This is a genomic window from Streptomyces sp. 7N604 (genome assembly GCF_052245475.1).
Taxonomy (GTDB): domain Bacteria; phylum Actinomycetota; class Actinomycetes; order Streptomycetales; family Streptomycetaceae; genus Streptomyces.
On sequence record NZ_JBQQBX010000005.1, the window covers coordinates 267,286 to 289,763 of the forward strand.

General features: G+C 72.6%; 18 protein-coding genes. 1 reads left to right on the top strand and 17 read right to left on the bottom strand.

Annotated elements, in window-relative coordinates; translation table 11 throughout:
- Positions 1-12: 12 nt before the first annotated feature.
- From ACTWP8_RS07910 to fmt, 3 genes are all read right to left on the bottom strand, one after another.
- A complete protein-coding gene (locus ACTWP8_RS07910) occupies positions 13-1,449 on the bottom strand; it encodes an RsmB/NOP family class I SAM-dependent RNA methyltransferase (protein ID WP_443321417.1) in 1,437 nt (478 codons plus the stop codon).
- 59 nt (positions 1,450-1,508) lie between these two features.
- Entirely contained in the window at positions 1,509-3,416 is a 1,908-nt protein-coding gene (locus ACTWP8_RS07915) for an ABC transporter ATP-binding protein (protein ID WP_443321418.1), read from the bottom strand.
- Positions 3,417-3,575: 159 nt separating this feature from the next.
- Positions 3,576-4,508, bottom strand: coding sequence for a methionyl-tRNA formyltransferase (gene fmt / locus ACTWP8_RS07920; RefSeq protein ID WP_443321419.1), 933 nt, complete (start codon positions 4,506-4,508; stop codon positions 3,576-3,578).
- A gap of 322 nt (positions 4,509-4,830) precedes the next feature.
- Here fmt and ACTWP8_RS07925 point away from each other — a divergent pair, with 322 nt between their 5' ends.
- On the top strand, positions 4,831-5,388 hold the full coding sequence (locus tag ACTWP8_RS07925) for a hypothetical protein (protein WP_443316593.1): 558 nt from the start codon (positions 4,831-4,833) through the stop codon (positions 5,386-5,388).
- A gap of 112 nt (positions 5,389-5,500) precedes the next feature.
- On the opposite strand, the gene ACTWP8_RS07930 is transcribed toward ACTWP8_RS07925, so the two are convergent.
- The 14 genes from ACTWP8_RS07930 to pyrR all read right to left on the bottom strand — a co-directional run bounded on the left by ACTWP8_RS07930 (position 5,501) and on the right by pyrR (position 22,354).
- Complete coding sequence (locus tag ACTWP8_RS07930) at positions 5,501-7,678, bottom strand: primosomal protein N' (protein WP_443321420.1); 2,178 nt, start codon at positions 7,676-7,678, stop codon at positions 5,501-5,503.
- Between the two features lie 349 nt (positions 7,679-8,027).
- Positions 8,028-9,236, bottom strand: coding sequence for a methionine adenosyltransferase (metK, locus tag ACTWP8_RS07935; protein WP_443316591.1), 1,209 nt, complete (start codon positions 9,234-9,236; stop codon positions 8,028-8,030).
- 253 nt (positions 9,237-9,489) lie between these two features.
- Positions 9,490-10,701 (bottom strand): bifunctional phosphopantothenoylcysteine decarboxylase/phosphopantothenate--cysteine ligase CoaBC, encoded by a 1,212-nt coding sequence (gene coaBC, locus ACTWP8_RS07940; protein ID WP_443321465.1) that lies wholly within the window; start codon positions 10,699-10,701, stop codon positions 9,490-9,492.
- 82 nt (positions 10,702-10,783) lie between these two features.
- The gene (rpoZ, locus tag ACTWP8_RS07945) at positions 10,784-11,056 is read right to left on the bottom strand and encodes a DNA-directed RNA polymerase subunit omega (protein WP_003982715.1); all 273 of its coding nucleotides are present in this window, start codon (positions 11,054-11,056) and stop codon (positions 10,784-10,786) included.
- A gap of 28 nt (positions 11,057-11,084) precedes the next feature.
- Entirely contained in the window at positions 11,085-11,642 is a 558-nt protein-coding gene (gmk, locus tag ACTWP8_RS07950; protein ID WP_443321421.1) for a guanylate kinase, read from the bottom strand.
- Between the two features lie 38 nt (positions 11,643-11,680).
- Entirely contained in the window at positions 11,681-12,004 is a 324-nt protein-coding gene (locus ACTWP8_RS07955) for an integration host factor (protein ID WP_055492888.1), read from the bottom strand.
- Between the two features lie 268 nt (positions 12,005-12,272).
- Positions 12,273-13,112 (bottom strand): orotidine-5'-phosphate decarboxylase, encoded by an 840-nt coding sequence (gene pyrF / locus ACTWP8_RS07960; RefSeq protein WP_443321466.1) that lies wholly within the window; start codon positions 13,110-13,112, stop codon positions 12,273-12,275.
- Positions 13,113-13,114: 2 nt separating this feature from the next.
- Positions 13,115-14,230, bottom strand: coding sequence for a quinone-dependent dihydroorotate dehydrogenase (locus ACTWP8_RS07965; RefSeq protein ID WP_443321422.1), 1,116 nt, complete (start codon positions 14,228-14,230; stop codon positions 13,115-13,117).
- Positions 14,231-14,315: 85 nt separating this feature from the next.
- The gene (carB, locus tag ACTWP8_RS07970; protein WP_443321423.1) at positions 14,316-17,627 is read right to left on the bottom strand and encodes a carbamoyl-phosphate synthase large subunit; all 3,312 of its coding nucleotides are present in this window, start codon (positions 17,625-17,627) and stop codon (positions 14,316-14,318) included.
- Positions 17,620-18,783 (bottom strand): glutamine-hydrolyzing carbamoyl-phosphate synthase small subunit, encoded by a 1,164-nt coding sequence (carA, locus tag ACTWP8_RS07975; RefSeq protein WP_443321424.1) that lies wholly within the window; start codon positions 18,781-18,783, stop codon positions 17,620-17,622. The genes carB and carA overlap by 8 nt, the downstream gene beginning before the upstream one ends.
- Complete coding sequence (locus ACTWP8_RS07980) at positions 18,780-19,340, bottom strand: PH-like domain-containing protein (RefSeq protein WP_443321425.1); 561 nt, start codon at positions 19,338-19,340, stop codon at positions 18,780-18,782. Before ACTWP8_RS07980 ends, carA begins: the two co-directional genes overlap by 4 nt.
- Positions 19,337-20,650 carry a dihydroorotase gene (locus ACTWP8_RS07985; protein WP_443321426.1) on the bottom strand — a complete coding sequence of 438 codons (1,314 nt, stop codon included), beginning with the start codon at positions 20,648-20,650 and terminating at the stop codon, positions 19,337-19,339. Before ACTWP8_RS07985 ends, ACTWP8_RS07980 begins: the two co-directional genes overlap by 4 nt.
- Positions 20,647-21,684, bottom strand: coding sequence for an aspartate carbamoyltransferase catalytic subunit (locus tag ACTWP8_RS07990; protein WP_443316584.1), 1,038 nt, complete (start codon positions 21,682-21,684; stop codon positions 20,647-20,649). The genes ACTWP8_RS07985 and ACTWP8_RS07990 overlap by 4 nt, the downstream gene beginning before the upstream one ends.
- A gap of 85 nt (positions 21,685-21,769) precedes the next feature.
- Positions 21,770-22,354 (bottom strand): bifunctional pyr operon transcriptional regulator/uracil phosphoribosyltransferase PyrR, encoded by a 585-nt coding sequence (pyrR, locus tag ACTWP8_RS07995; RefSeq protein ID WP_443321427.1) that lies wholly within the window; start codon positions 22,352-22,354, stop codon positions 21,770-21,772.
- Positions 22,355-22,478: the final 124 nt, after the last annotated feature.

Below are 22,478 nucleotides of genomic sequence, written 5' to 3' on the forward strand. Positions count from 1 at the left end.
GGCGGCGCCGCGTCACCCCGTACGCCGCAACAGGGCCAGATACATCGCGTCCGTGCCGTGCTGATGCGGCCACAGCTGGACGTCCGGGCCGTCGCCCAGTACGGGCACCCCCGGCATCAGCGGCCGGGCGTCGATCCACTCCGCGGGGGCCGCCGCCCCGCCCCGCCCCTTCAGCACGTCCTCGACCACGGTCCGCGTCTCCGCCAGGTGCGGCGAGCAGGTCGCGTACCCGACCACCCCGCCGACGCGTACGGCGTTCAGCGCCTCGCGCAGCAGCGCGCGCTGCAGCGGCGCGAAGCCGTCCAGGTCCTCGGGGCGGCGCCGCCACCGGGCCTCCGGGCGGCGCCGCAGGGCGCCGAGGCCGGTGCACGGCACGTCCACCAGCGCCCGGTCAAAGGCGCCGGGGCGCCACGGCGGGCGGGTGCCGTCCGCGGCGATCACCTGGTACGGGCCCGGGTTCCCGGCGAGCGCCCGGTCGACGAGGCGCGCCCGGTGCGGCTGCTTCTCCGAGGCGAGCAGCGCGGCGCCGCGCTCCGCCGCCAGTGCGCCGAGCAGCGCCGCCTTGCCGCCCGGCCCGGCGCAGCCGTCGAGCCAGCGGGCGTCGGGCCCGTCCAGGGGGGCGTTCGCGAGCGCGAGAGCGACCAGCTGGCTGCCCTCGTCCTGCACGCCCGCGCGCCCCTCGCGGACCGCGTCGATCGCCCCGGGCTCGCCGCCCTCCGCCAGCCGCACGGCGTACGGCGACCAGCGGCCCGGCAGCCCGGCCTCCTCCCCCAGCGTCTCCAGCAGCTCGCCGGTGGTGGACCGGCCGGGCCGGGCGACGAGCGTCACCTCGGGCCGCTCGTTGTCCGCCTCCAGCAGGTCCTCGATCCCGGCGCGGCCGCCGCCCAGCGCATCCCACAGCGCGGAGACGATCCACCTCGGGTGCGAGTGGACGACGGCCAGGTGGTCCTCGGGGTCCTCGTCGTACGGCGGGGCGACCCGCTCCAGCCAGCCGCCGAGCTCGTCGTCCGCGATCCTGCGCAGCACGGCGTTGACGAACTTCGCCCGCCCGTCGCCGAGTACGACCCGAGCGAGCTCGACGGTCGCCGAGACCGCCGCGTGCGTCGGGATCCGGGTGCCGAGCAGCTGGTGCGCGCCCAGGCTGAGCACGTCCAGCACCGGCGGGTCGACCTCGCGCAGCGGCCGGTCCACGCACGCGGCGATGATCGCGTCGTACGTGCCCTGGTGGCGGAGCGTCCCGTACACCAGCTCCGTCGCGAGCGCCGCGTCCCGGCCGTCGAAGCCCTCCTCCTCCCGGGCCTTGCGCAGCAGCGGCGGCAGCACGAGGTTGGCGTACGCGTCGCGCTCGTCGACGGCCCGCAGCGCCTCGAAGGCGAGGATGCGGACCGGGTCCTTCTTGGGGCGGCGGTAGGGCGCGCCGGGACGGCGACGACGGTGCTGGTCGGTCACGGGAAATGTGCTCCGGAGATGGATCGCGGCTGAACGGATTCGCGGCTGGGACGACCAGCCTACGTCGCCTGCGCTGCCCGGACCGCCGCCGGCCGCTGCGGGGACGGCTGCTCGAACTGGGTCCGGTACAGCTCCGCGTAGCGGCCGCCCGCCGACAGCAGATCGGTGTGCGTACCGCGCTCCACTATCCGCCCGTCCTCGACGACGAGGATGAGGTCCGCGGCCCGCACGGTGGACAGCCGGTGGGCTATGACCACCGCGGTGCGCCCGTCGAGCGCCTCGCTCAGCGCCTCCTGGACGGCCGCCTCGGACGTCGAGTCCAGGTGCGCGGTGGCCTCGTCGAGGATGACCACGCGCGGCCGTGCCAGCAGCAGCCGGGCGATCGTCAACCGCTGGCGCTCGCCGCCGGAGAGGCGGTAACCGCGCTCGCCGACGACCGTGTCCAGGCCGTCGGGCAGCGCCGCGACGAGCCCGTCGAGCCGGGCCCTGCGGAGGGCGTCCCAGAGGTCGTCGTCGCCTGAGCCGGGGCGCGCGAGCACCAGGTTCGCGCGGATCGAGTCGTGGAAGAGGTGTCCGTCCTGCGTCACCATGCCGAGGGTCTCGCGGACCGAGTCGGCGGTCAGGTCCCGTACGTCCACGCCGGAGAGGCGTACGGCGCCGCTGTCGGCGTCGTACAGCCGCGGCACCAGCTGCGCGATGGTCGACTTGCCCGCGCCGGAGGAGCCGACGAGGGCGACCATGTGGCCCGGCTCGGCGCGGAAGGACACATCGTGCAGGACGTCGACCCCGCCCCGGGTGTCGAGCTGGGCCACCTCTTCGAGGGAGGCGAGGGAGACCTTGTCGGCGGACGGGTAGCCGAAGTTGACCCGGTCGAACTCCACGGACACCGGCCCGTCCGGAACCCGCCGGGCGTCCGGCTTCTCGGTGATGAGCGGCTTCAGGTCCAGCACCTCGAAGACGCGCTCGAAGCTCACCAGGGCGCTCATCACCTCGACGCGGGCTCCGGCCAGGGCGGTCAGCGGCGCGTAGAGGCGGGTGAGCAGCAGCGCGAGCGCGACGACGGCGCCGGGGTCGAGCCGGCCGCGCAGCGCGTAGAAACCGCCCAGCCCGTAGACGAGGGCGAGGGCCAGGGCGGAGACCAGGGTCAGCGCGGTGACGAACGAGACCTGGACCATCGCCGTACGCACCCCGATGTCCCGTACGCGGTCCGCCCGGGCGGCGAACTCGGCCGACTCGTCGGCCGGGCGCCCGAACAGCTTCACCAGCGTCGCTCCGGGAGCGGAGAAGCGCTCGGTCATCTGGGTGCTCATTGCGGCGTTGTGGTTCGCGGCCTCGCGGCGCAGCTTCGCAAGCCGGCCGCCGACCCGCCGGGCGGGCAGCAGGAAGACGGGCAGCAGGAGCAGCGCGAGGAGGGTGATCTGCCAGGAGATCCCGATCATCACGATCAGCGTGAGGAGCAGCGTCACGAAGTTGCCGACGACGCCGGAGAGGGTGTCGCTGAACGCCCGCTGCGCGCCGATGACGTCGTTGTTGAGGCGGCTGACCAGAGCGCCGGTGCGGGTACGCGTGAAGAAGGCGACCGGCATGCGCTGGACGTGGTCGAAGACCGCGGTGCGCAGATCGAGGATCAGGCCCTCGCCAATGGTGGCGGACAGCCAGCGGGTCACGAGCCCGAGTCCGGCCTCGGCCAGCGCGATGACGGCGATGAGGGCGGCGAGCCCGATGACGACGCCGCTCGAGGTGCGGTCCACGATCGCGTCGACGACCCGGCCGGCGAGCAGGGGCGTGGCGACCGCGAGCATGGCCGTCGCGATGCCGAGCAGCAGGAACCAGAGCAGCTTGGCGCGGTGCGGGCGGGCGAAGCCGCCGATGCGGCGGAGCGTCGCGCGGGAGAAGGGGCGCCGGTCGGCGTCCTGGGCGTACGTCGCCCGGTGGAGCGACGACCACGCGGTGACTTCCATGTCCATCGGGCACCTCCGAGAGTCTCGGTGTGCCGCGGTGGGGTTCCCGGCACGACACGGACCCTAGAACCTCAACAAGAGTCGAGGTCAAGGCGTTCCCGGTCTCCCGTGACTCTGGGGACTTACGTCTGCGCGACGGCTGCTATGTCTGCGCGGCCCGTACGCCTATGCGCCCAGCCTCTCCCCGCCCGCGATGCGCACACCGCGCGCCCAGTCGGCCGCCCGCATCGGCTTCTTGCCCTGCGGATGCACCCACAGCAGCTCGACGGCGTGCGAGCCCGTCCCGGCGTACACCGCGTTCTTGGTGACGGCGAGCTCGCCGGTCCCCAGGTCCGTACGGTCCGGCAGCAGCGCCACCGACATCACCTTCAGCCGCTCCCCGCGGAACACCGTCCAGGCGCCCGGCGCGGGGGCGCAGGCGCGGACGAGCCGGTCCACCCGCAGCGCGGGCGCCGACCAGTCGATCAGGGCGTCCTCGACATTGATCTTCGACGCGTACGTGACGCCCTCGGCGGGCTGCGGCACCGCCTTGAGCGTCCCGTCCTCGATGCCGTCCATCGTCGCGGCCAGCAGTCCCGCGCCCGCGAAGGCGAGTCGGGTCAGCAGGTCCCCGCTGGTGTCCGTCGGCCGCACCTGCTCGGTGACCACCCCGTACACCGGCCCCGAGTCGAGCCCCTCCTCGATCCGGAAGGTCGAGGCGCCGGTCACCTCGTCGCCCGCCAGCACGGCGTGCTGCACGGGTGCGGCGCCGCGCCATGCGGGCAGCAGCGAGAAGTGCAGGTTCACCCAGCCGCGGGCGGGGATCTCCAGCGCCTCCTTGGGCAGCAGCGCGCCGTAGGCCACGACCGGGCAGCAGTCCGGGGCGATCTCCCTGAGCCGTGCGAGGAAGTCCTCGTCGCGCGGCTTCGCGGGCTTGAGCACCTCGATGCCCGCCTCCTCGGCGCGCTGCGCGACGGGGCTGGCGACGAGGCGGCGCCCGCGGCCCGCGGCCGCGTCGGGCCGCGTGACGACGGCCGCGACCTCGTGCCGCTCCGAGGCGATCAGGGCGTCCAGTGCGGGTACGGCGACCTCGGGGGTGCCGGCGAAGACGAGCTTCATCGGTGGTGCGCTGCCTCTCAGGCGAGAACGACGGTGGCAGGGTGCCGGGTTCGGCCGGTGCCGGGCCGGGCAGCCGGTGCCGGGTTCGGCCGGGTGCGGAGCGCACCAGTCTATGGGCTCGCCCCCGGGCTCAGCCTGCCGCGGTACGGCCCGCGCCCGGCCCAGGCCGTACCCACTCCCGTCCGCCCATCGGCTACGGGTCCACGCTCCCGGGGCCGTGACCCCGAAGGCAGGTCCCGCGTTGGTCCGGTCAAGAGAGATTGACCGCACGGGCCGCAGTCGCGGCCCGCTCCTTTTCAACGCCGGTTCGAGAGGCTTGTTCATGGCCGACCACGCAACCCACGACGCCCAGGCTCGGGCCAGCCTGCACCTGCTGGTGCGGGACATCGAGCGGGTCCGCCGGCAGGTGGACGCACTGCGCACGCTCACCGCCCAGCTGGGCAACGTCTACCGGCCGCGGCGCACCGGCCCGTCCGCGGGCTTCGTCGTCTACGGGAGGGCGCCCGCGCCCACGGTGCGGCTCGCCCAGGAGCTGCGCGACAGCGTAGAGACACTGGTCACGGCGGCCGTCGACTTCGACCGCTCGCTGGGCTTCTCCTGGGACGCGGTGGGCTCGGCGCTCGGGGTGACGAAGCAGGCGGTACACCGCCGTTACGGCTCACGCCGCGCGACCGCGCAGAGCGGCCCCGAGAACGAGAACCCGGCCCGTACGACGGCGGACGGCCCCACCGTGCCGATCGCGCCGGCGCCGTCCGGCATCCGGCACGGCGCGCCGCAGCCCGCCGTCCCCGCGGCCCGCTCGATGCCACCGCGGCCCGCCCCCTCGCCCGTCCGCGAAGAACCCCGCCCCACGGCCCTCCCGGGCCCGCGGCACGGCTGACGAGGCCTGACCGGCCCGGCGGCCGTGCGTCGCCCCCAGCCCCGAACGAGTGGGCTCCCCCCGGCGGTTGGCGGCCGGACCCGGGAGTCTACCCAGGTGCGCCGCCCCGCCGTCAGCCGAGATCCGGTGGGTCGATGCGGACGCGGACGGGCTCGCCCTCGCGGCGGACCGCGCGGGAAGCCTGGCCCGCCTTGAGGGCAGCCGCAAGGGCCGCGCCGCTGCCCGGCCGGACGCGCAGCAGGGCGCGCTCCCAGCTCTCCCCCGGCGGGGGGTCCCCCGGGCGGCGCGGGCGGCCCGGCTCCGTCACCGGCAGCGGCACAGGCCCCAACACCTCCGTGCCCTCCGGGAGTTCGGCCGAGGTGACCAGGTCCTGAACGTCCTCGGGGCGCCCGGCCACCGCCGCGATCCGGGAGACCGGCGGGAACCCCAGCTGGGCCCGCTCGGCGAGCTCCCGCATCGCATGGCCCGCCGGGTCCCAGCGGACCAGGGCCTGTACGGGCCGCAGCGTCGGCTCGGCGACGACGACCACCGTGCCCCCGTCCTCCTGGCCGCGCACGAGTGAGGCCGCACCCAGCCAGCGGCGCAGCGCCTCCTCCCCCGCCCGCAGGTCGGGGCGGCCGAGCATGGCCCAGCCGTCGAGCAGCAACGCGGCGGCATAACCGCCCTCGGCGACCGGCTCCGCGCCCGGCGTGCTGACGACCAGGGCGGGCCGGTCCGGGACGGTGTCCAGAACGTGGTCGCGGCCCGAGGTCCGTACCGCAACCGCGGGGAAGGCCCTGCCCAGTTCCTCGGCCGTGCGCCGCGCACCGACGATCTGTGCACGCAGGCGCGCTCCCCCGCACTCGGCGCAGTGCCATGCCGTCTCGGCACGCCCGCACCACCCGCATCGCAGCCCGCCCCCGTCCTGCCCGTCCTGCGCCTCCTCCGCCTCGAGCGGACCGGCGCACTGCCCACAGCGGGCCGGGGTCCGGCACCGCTCACAGGACAGCCTCGGCACGTACCCACGCCGGGGCACCTGGATCAGCACCGGGCCCGTACGCAGGCCCTCCCGCACCACCTGCCAGGCCAGGGTCGGCAGCCGGGCGGCGCGGGCGGCCTCGTCGCGCGCCAGATCGGCGTCGCCGACCGTACGGATCAGGGGCGCCGCGGCGCGGACCTGGTCCCTCGGCGCCGCGAGCGGCAGCGCCCAGCCGGTCTCGACGAGCTGCGCGCCCTCGACCGTGCAGCCGACACCGCCGAGCAGGAACGCGGCCTTCTCGTGGGCGGCGCGCAGCAGAAGCACCTCGCGCGCGTGCGGCTGCGGGGCGTGCTGCTCGCTGTGGCTTGAGTCCCCGTCGTCCCAGATGGCGGCGAGGCCCAGGTCGCGCACGGGGGCGAACATGGCGGCCCGGGTGCCGACCACGGCCCGCACGGAGCCTCGGCTGACCGCGAGCCATCTGCGGTAGCGCTCCTCGGGGCCACTGTCGGCGGTGAGCAGCACATGGCGCCCAGCGCCGATCAGCGCGGTGAACGCGGCGTCGACGCGCCCCGCCGTACGCCCGTCGGGCACGACGACGAGCGCGCCGCGCCCGGAGGCGAGCGCCGCCGCGGCGGCCCGCGCGAGCTCGTCCGCCCAGTGGGGCCCCGGCAGCGCGGTCCAGACCGCCCGCGGGGAGTCGCCGCGCGCCAGAGCCTGGAGATAGCCGGGGCCGCTGGCATACCGCGACCACGTCCCGGGGGCCGGTGCCGGGGGCGGCGGCAGCGGTTCGGCGGCGGACTCGGCCTCGGGGCGTACGCGGCGCGGGGGGACGGCCAGCTGTACGACGTCGGCGAGCGCCCCCGCGTACCGGTCGGCGACCGCGCGGCACAGGGCCAGCAGGCCGGGGCTCAGCACCGGTTCGGGGGAGAGCACCTGGGCGATGGGGGCCAGCGGGCCGCGGTAGTCGCTCTCCCCGAGGCGCTCCACGATGAACCCGTCGTGCAGCTCCCCGCCCTCGCGCCGTCCCTTCACGACCCGGGCTCCGAAACGGACGCGGACGCGGGCGCCGGGCTGCGCCTCGGCATCCATCGCGGCGGGGACGGCGTAGTCGAAGTACTGGTCGAGGTGGATCAGGCCCTTGTCGACGAGCACCCGCGCCACCGGGCGCTCCTCGGCGAGCGCGGCACCGCGCCAGGTGCGCGGCTTGGCCCGCGGCGCCTTCGTCTTGCGCACGGTCTCGCGAATGAGCGCGAGCTGCTCACCCCCGTGCGGTTCCGCCGCCGGGGCGCCATGCGCCGGATCCCGCTCCGGCCGCCCTTTCTCGCTGCTCACACCCACCGTCCTACCAGACGGGACCGACACGACGACCCACCAGAGAAACAGAAACCGAACGCATACTCGGCAGGTGAACCACCTGCCTCAGCCCGGCCGAGCTGCCGATGCCTGAGGGCGCCATCGTGTCCCCCCTGCTGGCCCGCGCGAGCCCCAAGGCACGAATCGGACTCATCCGGGGAAACGGTCGGGGCGCCGCGTGAGTGGAGCCGGCGTCGTCGGGCCCTGGGCGCGGCCCGGGCAGTCGCCAACGGCCGTACCGCAGGGATTCCCGCGTAGCGGCCAGTACCACAGCGCTGCGGCCCCGGACTTTCCCCAGTCTTGGTCCCGCAGCGCTGTCAGGTCAGGCCTACAGACCGGCCGCCGCCTTCAGCGCGTCCACGCGGTCCGCGCGCTCCCAGGTGAAGTCCGGGAGCTCGCGGCCGAAGTGGCCGTACGCCGCGGTCTGGGCGTAGATCGGACGGAGCAGGTCCAGGTCGCGGATGATCGCGGCCGGGCGCAGGTCGAAGACCTCACTGATGGCCTGCTCGATCTTGTCGACCTCCACCTTGGCGGTGCCGAAGGTCTCCACGAACAGGCCGACCGGCTCGGCCTTGCCGATCGCGTACGCGACCTGCACCTCGCAGCGCGAGGCGAGACCGGCCGCGACGACGTTCTTCGCGACCCAGCGCATCGCGTACGCCGCCGAGCGGTCGACCTTGGACGGGTCCTTGCCGGAGAAGGCGCCGCCGCCGTGGCGGGCCATGCCGCCGTAGGTGTCGATGATGATCTTCCGGCCGGTGAGGCCCGCGTCGCCCATCGGGCCGCCGATCTCGAAACGGCCGGTCGGGTTCACCAGCAGCCGGTAGCCGTTGGTGTCCAGCTTGATGCCGTCCTCGACCAGCTGCTCCAGCACGTGCTCCACGACGAACTCGCGGACGTCGGGCGCCAGGAGCGAGTCCAGGTCGATGTCCGAGGCGTGCTGCGAGGAGACCACGACGGTGTCGAGACGCACGGCCTTGTCGCCGTCGTACTCGATGGTGACCTGGGTCTTGCCGTCCGGACGCAGGTACGGGATGGTCCCGTTCTTCCGGACCTCCGACAGCCGCCGGGAGAGCCGGTGGGCCAGGTAGATCGGCAGCGGCATCAGCTCGGGCGTCTCGTCGCAGGCGTAGCCGAACATCAGGCCCTGGTCGCCCGCGCCCTGCCGGTCCAGCTCGTCGTCGTCGCCCTCGACCCGCTGCTCGTACGCGGCATCGACGCCCTGCGCGATGTCCGGCGACTGCGCGCCGATGGACACCGACACACCACAGGAAGCGCCGTCGAAGCCCTTCTTCGAGGAGTCGTAGCCGATCTCGAGGATCTTGTTCCGGACGAGCGTGGCGATCGGCGCGTAGGCCTTGGTCGTCACCTCGCCGGCCACGTGCACAAGGCCCGTGGTGATCAAGGTCTCCACGGCGACCCGGGAGGTCGGGTCCTCCTTGAGCAACGCGTCGAGAATCGTGTCGCTGATCTGGTCAGCGATCTTGTCGGGGTGGCCCTCGGTCACGGACTCCGAGGTGAAGAGGCGGCGGGACACATCGCTCCCTGGGGTTGCAGCGGCTGCTGACTGATCATGGCTGATCATAGGCGGACCCGTGCGGGGGCTGCGCCCGACGCGGATCCGGCACCAGTTTATCCGTCACCTTCGACGAACGAACATGGCATCTCGCTTCGTGGGAGCCTTGTGACCTGGTGCACCGGCCGTTCACTGGACATTCGCCGCCCGTTCCCCCTCCGCGAGTCGGGCGTGTCGGCCTGAATCGGGCGTTCCGGGAGCGAAGCGCAAGATATCAGCGGATGCGTGCCCTCACCAGGTCCCAGACCGTATCGGCCAGGGCCTCCTTCGGCCCGAAGGGCACCGGGGTCTCGCTGCCGTCGGCGCCGAGCACGACGGCCTCGTTCTCCTCGGAGCCGAAGGTCCTGCGCTCCCCCACCTCGTTGACAACCAGCAGGTCGCAGCGCTTGCGGGCCAGTTTGGCGCGGCCGTTGGCCAGGACGTCGTCGGTCTCGGCGGCGAAGCCGACGATCACCTGTCCTGCCCGCGCCCGGTCGGCGGAGATCTCGGCGAGCACGTCCGGGTTGCGCACCAGGGCGATCGGCTCGGGCTCCACTCCCTCCTGCTTCTTGATCTTGCCTTCGGCGTAGCGCGCGGGCCGGAAGTCGGCGACGGCGGCGGCCATGACGACGGCGTCCGCGTCGGCCGCGGCCTTGAGCACCGCCTCGCGCAGCTGGACGGCCGTCCCGACCGGGAGGACATCGACGCCCGCCGGGTCCGGCAGTCCGGTGGTGTTGGCGGCGACCAGCGTCACGCGGGCGCCGCGCGCGACGGCCGTGCGGGCCAGGGCGTAACCCTGCTTGCCGGACGAGCGGTTGCCGATGAAGCGCACGGGGTCGAGCGGCTCGCGGGTGCCGCCCGCGCTCACGACGACATGGAGGCCCGCCATGTCCTGCTCGGCGCCGGCGGCCCCGCGGGCGAGGACGCGGCGGCAGACATCGAAGATCTCGCCGGGCTCGGGGAGCCGCCCCTTGCCGGTGTCGACGCCCGTGAGCCGGCCGACGGCGGGCTCGATGACGACGGCGCCGCGGCGGCGCAGCGTGGCGACGTTCTCCTGAGTGGCCGGGTGTTCCCACATCTCGGTGTGCATGGCCGGGGCGAAGATCACCGGACAGCGGGCGGTGAGGAGCGTGTTGGTGAGCAGGTCGTCGGCAATGCCGTGGGCGGCCTTGGCGAGCATGTCGGCGGTGGCCGGGGCGACCACGACAAGGTCGGCGGCCTGGCCGATCCTGACGTGGGGCACCTCGTGGACGGACTCCCACACCTCGGTGGAGGCGGGGTTGCCGGAGAGCGCGGACCAGGTGGCCTCGCCGACGAACTGCAGCGCGGAGGCGGTCGGCACGACCCGTACGTCATGCCCGGACTCGGTCAGGCGGCGCAGCAGCTCGCACGCCTTGTACGCGGCGATCCCGCCGCTGATTCCCAGCACGACCTTTGGCTTTTCCATCGCCTCACTCATGCGTCTATGACACACCACAGGCCCGGCGGACGTACCGCCGGGCCTGTGGAAAAGCCGAGATTAATGCTACTTACTGCGCCGGGCCCTCGACGGCCTCCGAGGTCAGCAGACCCGCGTTGATCTCGCGCAGGGCGATCGAGAGCGGCTTCTCGTGCACATGAGTGTCCACGAGCGGGCCCACGTACTCGAGCAGGCCCTCGCCGAGCTGGGAGTAGTACGCGTTGATCTGACGCGCGCGCTTGGCCGCGTAGATCACGAGGCTGTACTTCGAGTCGGTGGCCTCGAGCAGCTCGTCGATCGGCGGGTTGATGATGCCCTCGGGCGCGGTGATGGAAGAGGACACGCTCTACCTTCCGAAAGGGTGGAAAAGATCAATTACTCTGCATCAAGGCTAGCAGCTCGCGCGCCACGTCCTCGACCGAGGTGTTGACCAGGGTCGTATCGAACTCCGGCTCGGCCGCGAGCTCGGTCTTGGCGACCTCCAGCCGGCGCTCGATGACCTCCGGCGGCTCGGTGCCGCGGCCGGTGAGCCGGCGGACCAGCTCTTCCCAGCTCGGCGGGGCGAGGAAGACCAGCAGCGCATCCGGCATGGACTCGCGGACCAGCCGGGCACCCTGGAGGTCGATCTCCAGCAGCACGGGCTGGCCCGCCTCCAGGTGTTCCAGGACCGCTCGTCGCGGCGTCCCGTACCGGTTCCCCGCGAACTCGGCCCACTCCAGCAGCTCACCGTTGGCGATGAGCTTGTCGAACTCCTCGTCGTCGACGAAGAAGTAGTGGACGCCGTGCCGCTCCCCGGGGCGGGGCTTGCGGGTGGTGGCCGAGACCGAGAGCCAGACCTCGGGGTGGACCTTGCGCAGATGGGCGACGACCGTGCTCTTCCCGACCCCGGAGGGGCCGGAGAGCACGGTCAGCCGCGGACGTTCGCTCATGCAGCGATTATCCAGGTTCCCGGGGGTGCCCGAGAACATCAGGAGGCGGCGCCGCCGAACTCGCGCTCAAGCGACGCGATCTGGTTGGACCCGAGGCCGCGTACGCGGCGGCTCTCGGAGATGCCGAGCCGCTCCATGATCTGCTTGGCACGGACCTTGCCGACGCCGGGCAGGGACTCGAGGAGGGCGGAGACCTTCATCTTTCCGATGACATCGTTCTCCTGGCCCTGCTTGATGACCTCATGCAGCGAGGCGCCGGAGTGCTTGAGTCGATTCTTGACCTCGGCCCGCTCCCGGCGAGCCGCGGCGGCCTTTTCGAGCGCGGCTGCGCGCTGTTCAGGGGTAAGGGGCGGAAGAGCCACGCCTACGTCACCTCGGATGTCGAACTGTCGGATACGGACCGGTTGGAACCTAGTCGCCCCACACCTGCGGAGCAACGAGCAACGCGCTTGCACGTTCGCTCTGCGACGGAGACTAGCGGCCGAGGGCGCTCCAGTCAGCGAGAACGAACGAAAAGTCCTGGTCAGCCTCGCTTGACTGGGACAATTAGGACAAATACCCCCCGGTTTCGCACGAAATTGTTCAACAGGGACGAGCCGGGAGCGCCGCGCGGCCGCCGACCGGCCCGCGTTACCCCCCGTATACGGCCGCCCGTACCTCGTCCGCGAAGCGGGCCGCCGCCTCCCGCAGCCCCGCCACGTCCGGCCCGTTGCGCAGTACCCCGCGGCTGACGCTCGGCACCACGTTGCGGACTGCCGAGCCGAAGACGCCGGGGAGGTCGGCCGGGGTCGCGCCCTGGGCGCCGATGCCGGGGGCGAGCAGCGGACCGTTGATGGCCAGATCGGCACGGGCGGCCCCCAAGGTGGCGCCCACGACCGCGCCGACCGAGCCGAGCGGCTCCGCGCCCGCGTTCTCGGCCGCCATGTGGTCGAGCATCACCTGGGCGAGGGACTGGCCGCCCGCGGCCGTGGCGCGCTGCACCTCGGCCCCCTCCGGGTTGGAGGTGAGAGCGAGGACGAAGACCCCGCAGCCGTTGATCACGGCCGCGTCCAGCGCCGGGCGCAGCGAGCCGAAGCCGAGGTACGGGCTGAGGGTGACGGCGTCCGAGAACAGCGGGCTGTCCTTGTGGAGGTACGTCTCGGCGTACGCGCCCATGGTCGAGCCGATGTCGCCGCGCTTGGCGTCCATGATCACCAGGGCTCCGGCGGAGCGGGCGTCGGCGACGGCGCGCTCCAGGACGGCGATGCCCTTCGAGCCGAAGCGCTCGAAGAACGCCGACTGCGGCTTGAGGACCGCGGCGCGGTCGGCGAGGGCGTCGACGACCGTACGCGTGAACCGCTCCAGGCCTGCGACGTCGTCGTTCAGGCCCCAGCCGGTGAGCAGCGAGGCGTGCGGGTCGACGCCGACGCACAGCGGGCCGCGGGTATCCATGGCCCGGCGCAGCCGGGCGCCGAAGGGCTCGAGCTCGATCATCACGCGGCCGCCTTACGGGTCTCGGCGCCGACGGCGTCGGCGAGGGTGGCGTACGGGCTGCGGGCGAGGCGGTCCGCGAGCCCGGCGTTGATCTTCCGGCACCACCGGGGGCCTTCGTAGATGAAGCCGCTGTAGCCCTGGACCAGGGTGGCGCCGGCGAGGATGCGCTGCCAGGCGTCGTCGGCGGTCTCGATCCCGCCGACGCCGACGAGGGTGATCCGGTCGCCCACGCGCGCGTAGAGCCGGCGCAGCACCTGAAGGGAGCGGGCCTTGAGGGGCGCGCCGGACAGGCCTCCGGCTCCGATCTCCTCGACCGTGGCCTTGTCCGTGGTCAGGCCGAGGCCGTCGCGGGCGATGGTGGTGTTGGTGGCGATGATCCCGTCGAGGCCCAGCTCGACCGCGAGATCGGCGACGGCGTCCACGTCCTCGTCCGCGAGGTCCGGTGCGATCTTGACGAGCAGCGGGACGCGGCGGTCGGTGACCGAGCGGTCCGCCGCCTCGCGGACGGCGGAGAGCAGCGGTCGCAGGTGCTCGACGGCCTGGAGGTTCCGCAGTCCGGGGGTGTTCGGGGAGCTGACGTTGACGACCAGGTAGTCGGCGCGGGCGGCGAGTCGCTCGGTCGAGGTCACGTAGTCGGCGACGGCCTCCTCCTCGGGGACAGCCTTGGTCTTGCCGATGTTGACGCCGACGACCACGGGGAAGATCTCCCTGCGCCTGCCCAGCCGGGCGGCGACGGCCGCGGAGCCCTCGTTGTTGAAGCCCATCCGGTTGATCAGCGCGCGGTCGCGGACCAGCCGGAACAGCCGCTTCCGGGGGTTGCCGGGCTGTGGCTGGGCCGTGACGGTGCCGATCTCGACGTGGCTGAAACCGAGCATCGCGAGACCGTCGATCCCGAGCGCGTTCTTGTCGAAGCCCGCGGCCAGCCCGAAGGGCCCGGCGTGCCCGAGGCCGAGCGCGGTGGTCCGCAGCCCGGCGTAGCGGGGCGCGAGCGCGGCCCGTACGGCGCTGCGCAGCACCGGGGTGCGGGCGGCGAGGCGGATCCAGGAGAAGGCCAGGTGGTGGGCCTGCTCGGGGTCCATCCGCCGGAAGATCAGTCGGAACAGGAGGGAGTACATGGGTGGAGACGGCCTTCCGCGGGCGTGAGGGGGTGTCCAGAGGCCGCCCACCCGCCCCTTTCAGGAGCGAGTGGGCGGGAGGGGCTTACGCCTCGCGTGCGGCGGTGAGATGTTCCGCGTGCTCCTGGAGGGAGCGGACGCCGACGTCGCCACGGCTGAGCGCCTCGATGCCCTGGACGGCCGCGGCCAGGGCCTGGACCGTCGTCAGGCAGGGCACGCCGCGCGCGACCGCCGCCGTACGGATGTCGTAGCCGTCGAGGCGGCCGCCGGTGCCGTACGGGGTATTGACGATCAGGTCCACCTGGCCGTCGTGGATCAGCTGGACGATGGTCTTCTCGCCGTTCGGCCCCTCGCCCTCGCTCTGCTTGCGCACGACCGTCGCGTTGATGCCGTTGCGCTTGAGCACCTCGGCGGTGCCGGAGGTGGCGAGCAGCTCGAAGCCGTGCGCGACCAGCTCGCGCGCCGGGAAGATCATCGAGCGCTTGTCGCGGTTGGCGACGGAGACGAAGGCACGGCCCTTGGTCGGCAGCGCGCCGTACGCCCCGGCCTGCGACTTCGCGTACGCCGTGCCGAACACCGAGTCGATGCCCATGACCTCGCCGGTGGAGCGCATCTCGGGGCCGAGGACGGTGTCCACACCGCGCCCGGAGGCGTCCCGGAAGCGGCTCCACGGCATCACGGCCTCCTTGACGGAGATCGGTGCGTCGAGCGGCAGCGTGCCGCCGTCGCCGCTCGCCGGCAGCAGGCCTTCGGCGCGCAGCTCGGCGATGGTCGCGCCCAGCGAGATGCGGGCGGCGGCCTTCGCCAGCGGCACGGCGGTGGCCTTGGACGTGAAGGGGACCGTACGGGACGCGCGCGGGTTGGCCTCCAGGACGTAGAGGATGTCCCCGGCCATCGCGAACTGGATGTTGATCAGGCCGCGGACGCCGACACCGCGCGCGATGGCCTCGGTGGAGGCCCTGAGCCGCTTGATGTCGAAGCCGCCGAGGGTGATCGGGGGCAGCGCGCAGGCCGAGTCGCCGGAGTGGATGCCGGCCTCCTCGATGTGCTCCATGACGCCGCCGAGGTAGAGCTCGGTGCCGTCGTAGAGCGCGTCGATGTCGATCTCGATGGCGTCGTCGAGGAACCGGTCGACGAGGACGGGGTGTTCGGAGATCAGGCCCGCGTGCCGCTCCAGATACGCGGCCAGCGACTCCTCGTCGTAGACGATCTCCATGCCGCGGCCGCCGAGCACGTACGACGGGCGTACGAGCACCGGGTAGCCGATCTCCTCGGCGATCTCGCGCGCCTCGGCGAAGGAGAAGGCGGTGCCGTGCTTGGGGGCGGGGAGGCCGGCCTCCTTCAGGACGCGGCCGAAGGCGCCGCGCTCCTCGGCGAGGTGGATGGCCTCGGGCGAGGTGCCGACGATCGGCACGCCGTTGTCCTTGAGTGCCTGCGCGAGGCCGAGCGGGGTCTGGCCGCCGAGCTGGACGATGACGCCCGCGACCGGCCCTGCCTGCGCCTCCGCGTGGACGATCTCCAGTACGTCCTCCAGCGTGAGCGGCTCGAAGTAGAGGCGGTCGGAGGTGTCGTAGTCGGTGGAGACGGTCTCCGGGTTGCAGTTGACCATGACGGTCTCGTAGCCCGCGTCGTGCAGCGCGAAGGAGGCGTGAACGCAGGAGTAGTCGAACTCGATGCCCTGGCCGATGCGGTTGGGGCCGGAGCCGAGGATGATCACGGCGGGCTTCTCGCGCGCCGCCACCTCGGTCTCCTCGTCGTAGGAGGAGTAGAAGTACGGGGTCCGGGCGGCGAATTCGGCGGCACAGGTGTCGACCGTCTTGTAGACGGGGCGGATGCCGAGGGCGTGCCGGACCTCGCGGACGACGTCCTCGCGCAGGTCCCGGATCTGCGCGAGCTGGGCGTCGGAGAAGCCGTAGCGCTTGGCCTCGGCCAGCAGCTCGGGGTGGAGTTTGTCGGCCGCAGCGACCTCGTCCGCGATCTCCTTGATGAGGAAGAGCTGGTCGGTGAACCACGGGTCGATCTTCGTGGCGTCGAAGATCTCCTTGGGCTCGGCCCCGGCGCGGATGGCCTGCATGACCGTGTTGATCCGGCCGTCGGTCGGGATGCGGGCGGCGTTCAGCAACTCGCCCTTGTCGCCCGGGTGTCCGGTGAAGGAGAACTGGCTGCCCTTCTTCTCCAGCGAGCGCAGGGCCTTCTGCAGCGCCTCGGGGAAGTTACGGCCGATGGCCATGGCCTCGCCGACCGACTTCATGGTGGTGGTGAGGGTGGCGTCGGCGGCCGGGAACTTCTCGAACGCGAACCGCGGCACCTTGACGACGACGTAGTCGAGCGTGGGCTCGAAGGACGCCGGGGTCTCCCGGGTGATGTCGTTCGGGATCTCGTCGAGTGTGTAGCCGACGGCGAGCTTGGCCGCGATCTTCGCGATCGGGAAGCCGGTTGCCTTCGACGCCAGGGCGGAGGACCGGGAGACGCGCGGGTTCATCTCGATGACGATGACCCGGCCGTCCTCGGGGTTGACCGCGAACTGGATGTTGCAGCCGCCGGTGTCCACGCCGACCTCGCGGATGACCGCGATGCCGATGTCCCGCAGGATCTGGTACTCGCGGTCGGTCAGCGTCATCGCCGGGGCGACGGTGATCGAGTCGCCGGTGTGCACGCCCATCGGGTCGAAGTTCTCGATGGAGCAGACGACCACGACGTTGTCGTGCTTGTCGCGCATCAGCTCCAGCTCGTACTCCTTCCAGCCGAGGATCGACTCCTCGAGGAGCACCTCGGTGGTGGGAGACAGGGTCAGGCCCTGGCCTGCGATACGGCGCAGCTCGTCCTCGTCGTGCGCGAAGCCCGAGCCCGCGCCGCCCATGGTGAAGGAGGGCCGTACGACGACGGGGTAGCCGCCGAGCTGCTCCACGCCCGCCAGGACCTCGTCCATGGAGTGGCAGATGACCGAGCGGGCGGACTCGCCGTGGCCGATCTTGGCGTTGACCGCCTCGACGACGTCCTTGAACTGGTCGCGGTCCTCGCCCTTGTGGATGGCCTGGACGTTGGCGCCGATCAGTTCGACCCCGTACTTGTCGAGGGTGCCCGCCTCGTGGAGGGAGATCGCGGTGTTGAGCGCGGTCTGGCCGCCGAGGGTGGGCAGCAGCGCGTCGGGGCGCTCCTTGGCGATGATCTTCTCGACGATGTCCGGGGTGATCGGCTCGACGTACGTGGCGTCGGCGATCTCCGGGTCGGTCATGATCGTGGCCGGGTTGGAGTTGACCAGGACGACCCGCATGCCCTCGGCCCGCAGGATGCGGCAGGCCTGGGTCCCGGAATAGTCGAACTCGGCGGCCTGGCCGATGACGATCGGTCCCGACCCGATGACCAGAACGGACTGGATGTCGGTGCGCTTAGGCACGCTGGCCCTCCATCAGGGAGACGAAGCGGTCGAACAGGTACGCGGCGTCGTGCGGACCCGCGGCCGCTTCCGGGTGGTACTGGACGCTGAACGCCGGGACGTCGAGGCACTGGAGGCCCTCGACCACGCCGTCGTTGAGGCAGACGTGCGAGACCTGGACGCGCCCGTACGCCGTGTCGGAGTCGCGGTCGAGCGGAGCGTCGACGGCGAAGCCGTGGTTGTGCGCGGTGACCTCGACCTTGCCGGTAGTGCGGTCCTGGACCGGCTGGTTGATGCCGCGGTGGCCGTACTTCAGCTTGTAGGTGCCGAAGCCGAGCGCGCGGCCGAGGATCTGGTTGCCGAAGCAGATGCCGAAGAGCGGGGTCTTCCGCTCCAGTACGCCCTGCATGACGGAGACCGGGTGGTCGGCGGTGGCCGGGTCGCCGGGGCCGTTGGAGAAGAAGACGCCGTCGGGCCGGACCGCGTAGACGTCGTCGACGGTGGCGGAGGCGGGCAGCACGTGCACCTCGATGCCGCGCTGGGCCATCCGGTGCGGGGTCATGCCCTTGATACCGAGGTCGACGGCGGCGACGGTGAACTTCTTGGCTCCGACGGCGGGGACGACGTACGCCTCGGGGGTGGCGACCTCGCCGCACAGGTCCGCGCCCTTCATCTGGGGCGAGGCCTGGACCTTGGCGAGCAGCGTGGCCTCGTCGGCGATCCCCGCGCCGGAGGCGCTGACCAACGCAGGGCCGGAGAAGATGCCGACGCGCATGGCGCCGCGCTCGCGCAGGTGGCGGGTGAGCGCCCGGGTGTCGATGCCGCTGATGCCGACGACGCCCTGGGCGGTGAGTTCCTCGTCGAGGCTGCGGACGGCGCGCCAGTTGGACGGCACGCGCGCGGGGTCGCGTACGACGTAACCGGAGACCCAGATGCGCTTGGACTCGGGGTCCTCGTCGTTGACGCCGGTGTTGCCGACGTGGGGGGCGGTCATGACGACGACCTGGCGGTGGTACGACGGGTCGGTCAGGGTCTCCTGGTAGCCGGTCATGCCGGTGGAGAAGACGGCCTCGCCGAAGGTCTCCCCCACGGCCCCGTAGGCACGGCCGCGGAAGGTGCGGCCGTCCTCCAGGACGAGTACGGCGGGGGTCCTGGCCCCCCGGGTGGAGGTCGTCATCGTGCGCCTTCCGTCGTGGTGTTCAGGTGGTTCAGGGCCTCGACCCAGGCGGGGTGCTCGGCCGAGCGGTCGGAGCGGAAGCCGGAGTCGATCAGCTTCTCGCCGTGCTGCCAGGTGATGACCAGCAGGCCGCCCTCGGTGAGGACCTTGCCCGCGATGCCCTTGTCGAGCCGGGCGCCGCGCAGCGCGTCCGCGGGCACGAAGAAGTCCCGCGCGCCGGGGCGTACGACGGCCAGGCCCTCGTCGGTGAGCGTCAGCTCGGCACGGCTGCGGGTGCCCAGGCCGTGGGCGACGATCCGGTCGAGCCACTGGCCCGCGGTCGTCGACCCGTGGTACCGGCCGGTCATGGAGAGCTTCGCCTCCGACAGTGCGTCGGGCACCGCGTCCGGCTCCGGCAGGTCGGACTGGAGCAGGCCGCGCCACTTCCAGCCCTCGCGCATCAGCCAGTACAGGAGCGCGATGAAGAGCAGCAGGCCCACGACCCAGCCGATGCGCGCGGCCAGCTCGGTGACCTCCTGGGACTTCTGCCCGGCAGCAAGGTTGATGAGAGGAGTCACGCCAGCTTCCCGTCCACGACCGTCGCCCGGCCCCGCAGGAAGGTGTGGGTGACGCGCCCCGGCAGCTCGCGTCCCTCGTACGGGGTGTTGCGGCTGCGGGAGGCGAAGCCCGCGGGGTCCACCACACCACGGTAAGCCGGATCCACGAGGGTCAGGTTCGCGGGCTCGCCCGTCGCGATGGGCCGCCCGTGGCCCTCGAGGCGGCCGATGGCGGCCGGGCGGAAGGACATCCGGTCGGCGACCTGGGCCCAGTCGATGAGACCGGTGTCGACCATCGTGTGCTGGACGACGGAGAGCGCGGTCTCCAGGCCGACCATGCCCATGGCCGCTGCGGCCCACTCGCAGTCCTTGTCCTCGTGCGGGTGCGGGGCGTGGTCGGTGGCGACGCAGTCGATCGTGCCGTCGGCGAGGGCCTCGCGCAGGGCCATGACGTCGGCCTCGGTGCGCAGCGGCGGGTTCACCTTGTAGACGGGGTTGTACGACCGCACGAGCTCGTCGGTGAGCAGCAGGTGGTGCGGGGTGACCTCGGCGGTCACGTCCCACCCCTTGGACTTGGCCCAGCGGACGATCTCGACGGAACCAGCGGTGGAGAGGTGGCAGATGTGCACGCGGGAGCCGACGTGGGCGGCCAGCAGCACATCGCGGGAGATGATCGACTCCTCGGCGACGGCGGGCCAGCCGCCGAGGCCGAGCTCGGCGGAGACGATGCCCTCGTTCATCTGGGCGCCCTCGGTGAGGCGGGGCTCCTGGGCGTGCTGCGCGATGACGCCGTCGAAGGCCTTCACGTACTCCAGCGCCCGCCGCATGATCACGGCGTCGTCCACGCACTTGCCGTCGTCGGAGAAGACGCGGACGCCCGCGGCCGAGTCGTGCATGGCGCCGAGCTCGGCGAGCTTCTTGCCCTCCAGGCCGACGGTGACGGCGCCGACCGGCTGGACGTCGCAGTAGCCGTGGCTCCTGCCGAGCCGCCAGACCTGCTCGACGACGCCCGCGGTGTCGGCGACCGGGAACGTGTTGGCCATGGCGTGCACGGCGGTGAAGCCGCCGATGGCGGCGGCGCGGGTGCCGGTGAGGACGGTCTCGGAGTCCTCGCGGCCGGGCTCGCGCAGGTGGGTGTGGAGATCGACGAGACCGGGCAGCAGGATCTTGCCCTCCGCCTCGATGACGGTGGCGCCCTCGGCGCTCGAGACGGTCAGATCGCTGTCGCCCCGGCGGGCGGGGGCGACGGCCGTGATGGTCTCGTCCGTGATGAGGACGTCCTGCGGCTCGCCGCCGAGGATCTTCGCACCGCGGATCAGGGTCTTGCTCATGCTTGCTTGGTCTCCTCGGTACGAGCGGTCGAAGGGGTGGAGGTCGTCGAGGGGGCCGGCTCGGCACCGCCGAGCAGCAGGTAGAGGACGGCCATCCGGATGCTGACGCCGTTGGCGACCTGCTCGACGGCCGTGCAGCGCGGCGAGTCGGCCACCTCGGCGGTGATCTCCATGCCGCGGTTCATCGGGCCGGGGTGCATGACCACGGCGTGCTCGGGCATACGGGCCATCCGGTCGCCGTCGAGCCCGTACCGGCGGGCGTACTCGCGCTCGGTGGGGAAGAACGCGGCGTTCATGCGCTCCCGCTGGACGCGCAGCATCATCACGGCGTCGGACTTCGGCAGGACGGCGTCCAGGTCGTAGCCCACCTCGCAGGGCCAGGTCTCGACGCCGATCGGCAGCAGGGTGGGCGGCGCGATGAGGGTGACCTCGGCGCCGAGGGTGTGCAGCAGGTGGACGTTCGAGCGGGCGACCCGGCTGTGCAGAATGTCGCCGACGATGGTGATACGGCGGCCCGCGAGGTCGCGTCCCGTGCCGTCCCCGGGGCCCTGGTGGTGCGTCGGGCCGCCGTCGGGGGCGCCCGCGAGGTGGCGGCGCATCGTGAACGCGTCGAGCAGCGCCTGGGTGGGGTGCTCGTGCGTGCCGTCACCGGCGTTGACGACCGAGCCGTTGATCCAGCCGGAGGTGGCGAGCCGGTGCGGGGCCCCGGAGGCGTAGTGGCGGATGACCACGGCGTCCGCGCCCATCGCCTCGAGGGTCAGCGCGGTGTCCTTGAGCGACTCGCCCTTGGAGACCGAGGACCCCTTGGCGGAGAAGTTGATGACGTCGGCCGAGAGGCGCTTGGCGGCGGCCTCGAAGGAGATCCGGGTGCGGGTCGAGTCCTCGAAGAAGAGGTTGACGACCGTGCGGCCGCGAAGGGTCGGCAGCTTCTTGATCGGCCGGTCGGCGACCCTGGCCATCTCCTCAGCGGTGTCGAGGATCAGGACGGCGTCGTCGCGCGAGAGGTCGGCGGCCGAGATGAGGTGGCGCTTCATCTGGTGGCTCCGTGGGTGGGAGTGAGGTGTGCGGGGTGGGCGCGCGTGGGCACGGCCCGGGGTCACCGGGGCCGCGGGCGGGGCGCTACTGCTCGACGGCCGAGGCGGTCTCGCGTACGCCGAGGAGCACGCTGTCGCGGCCGTCCTCCTCGGTCAGCTGGACCTTCACCGTCTCCCGCAGCGACGTGGGGAGGTTCTTGCCGACGTAGTCGGCGCGGATGGGAAGTTCGCGGTGGCCGCGGTCGACGAGGACCGCGAGCTGTACGGCGCGGGGGCGGCCGATGTCGCCCAGCGCGTCGAGCGCGGCGCGGATCGTACGGCCGGAGAAGAGCACGTCGTCGACCAGGACGACCAGGCGGCCGTCGACGCCGTCGCCGGGGATGTCCGTGCGCGCGAGGGCACGGGCGGGGCGCAGCCGCAGGTCGTCGCGGTACATGGTGATGTCGAGGGAGCCGACGGGCGCGGGGCGGCCGGTGATCTCCTCGAGCTTGGCGGCCAGTCGGCGGGCCAGGAAGACGCCGCGGGTGGGGATGCCGAGAAGCACCACTTCGTCGGCGCCCTTGGCGCGCTCGACGATCTCGTGGGCGATGCGGGTGAGGACCCGGTCGATGTCGGGGGCCTCGAGAACGGGGCGGGCGTGAGCCGGACCCCGGGGGCTGGATGCGTCCATAAGAAACGGACCTCCTTCTCCGCCTCACGGGACGGACCTTAAAGGACGTCGGGATGTGCATCGCCCACGGTACCAGGGGGCGCATGCGTGGCCGGCAGCGCCCCCGGGACGCCCCTGACCACGG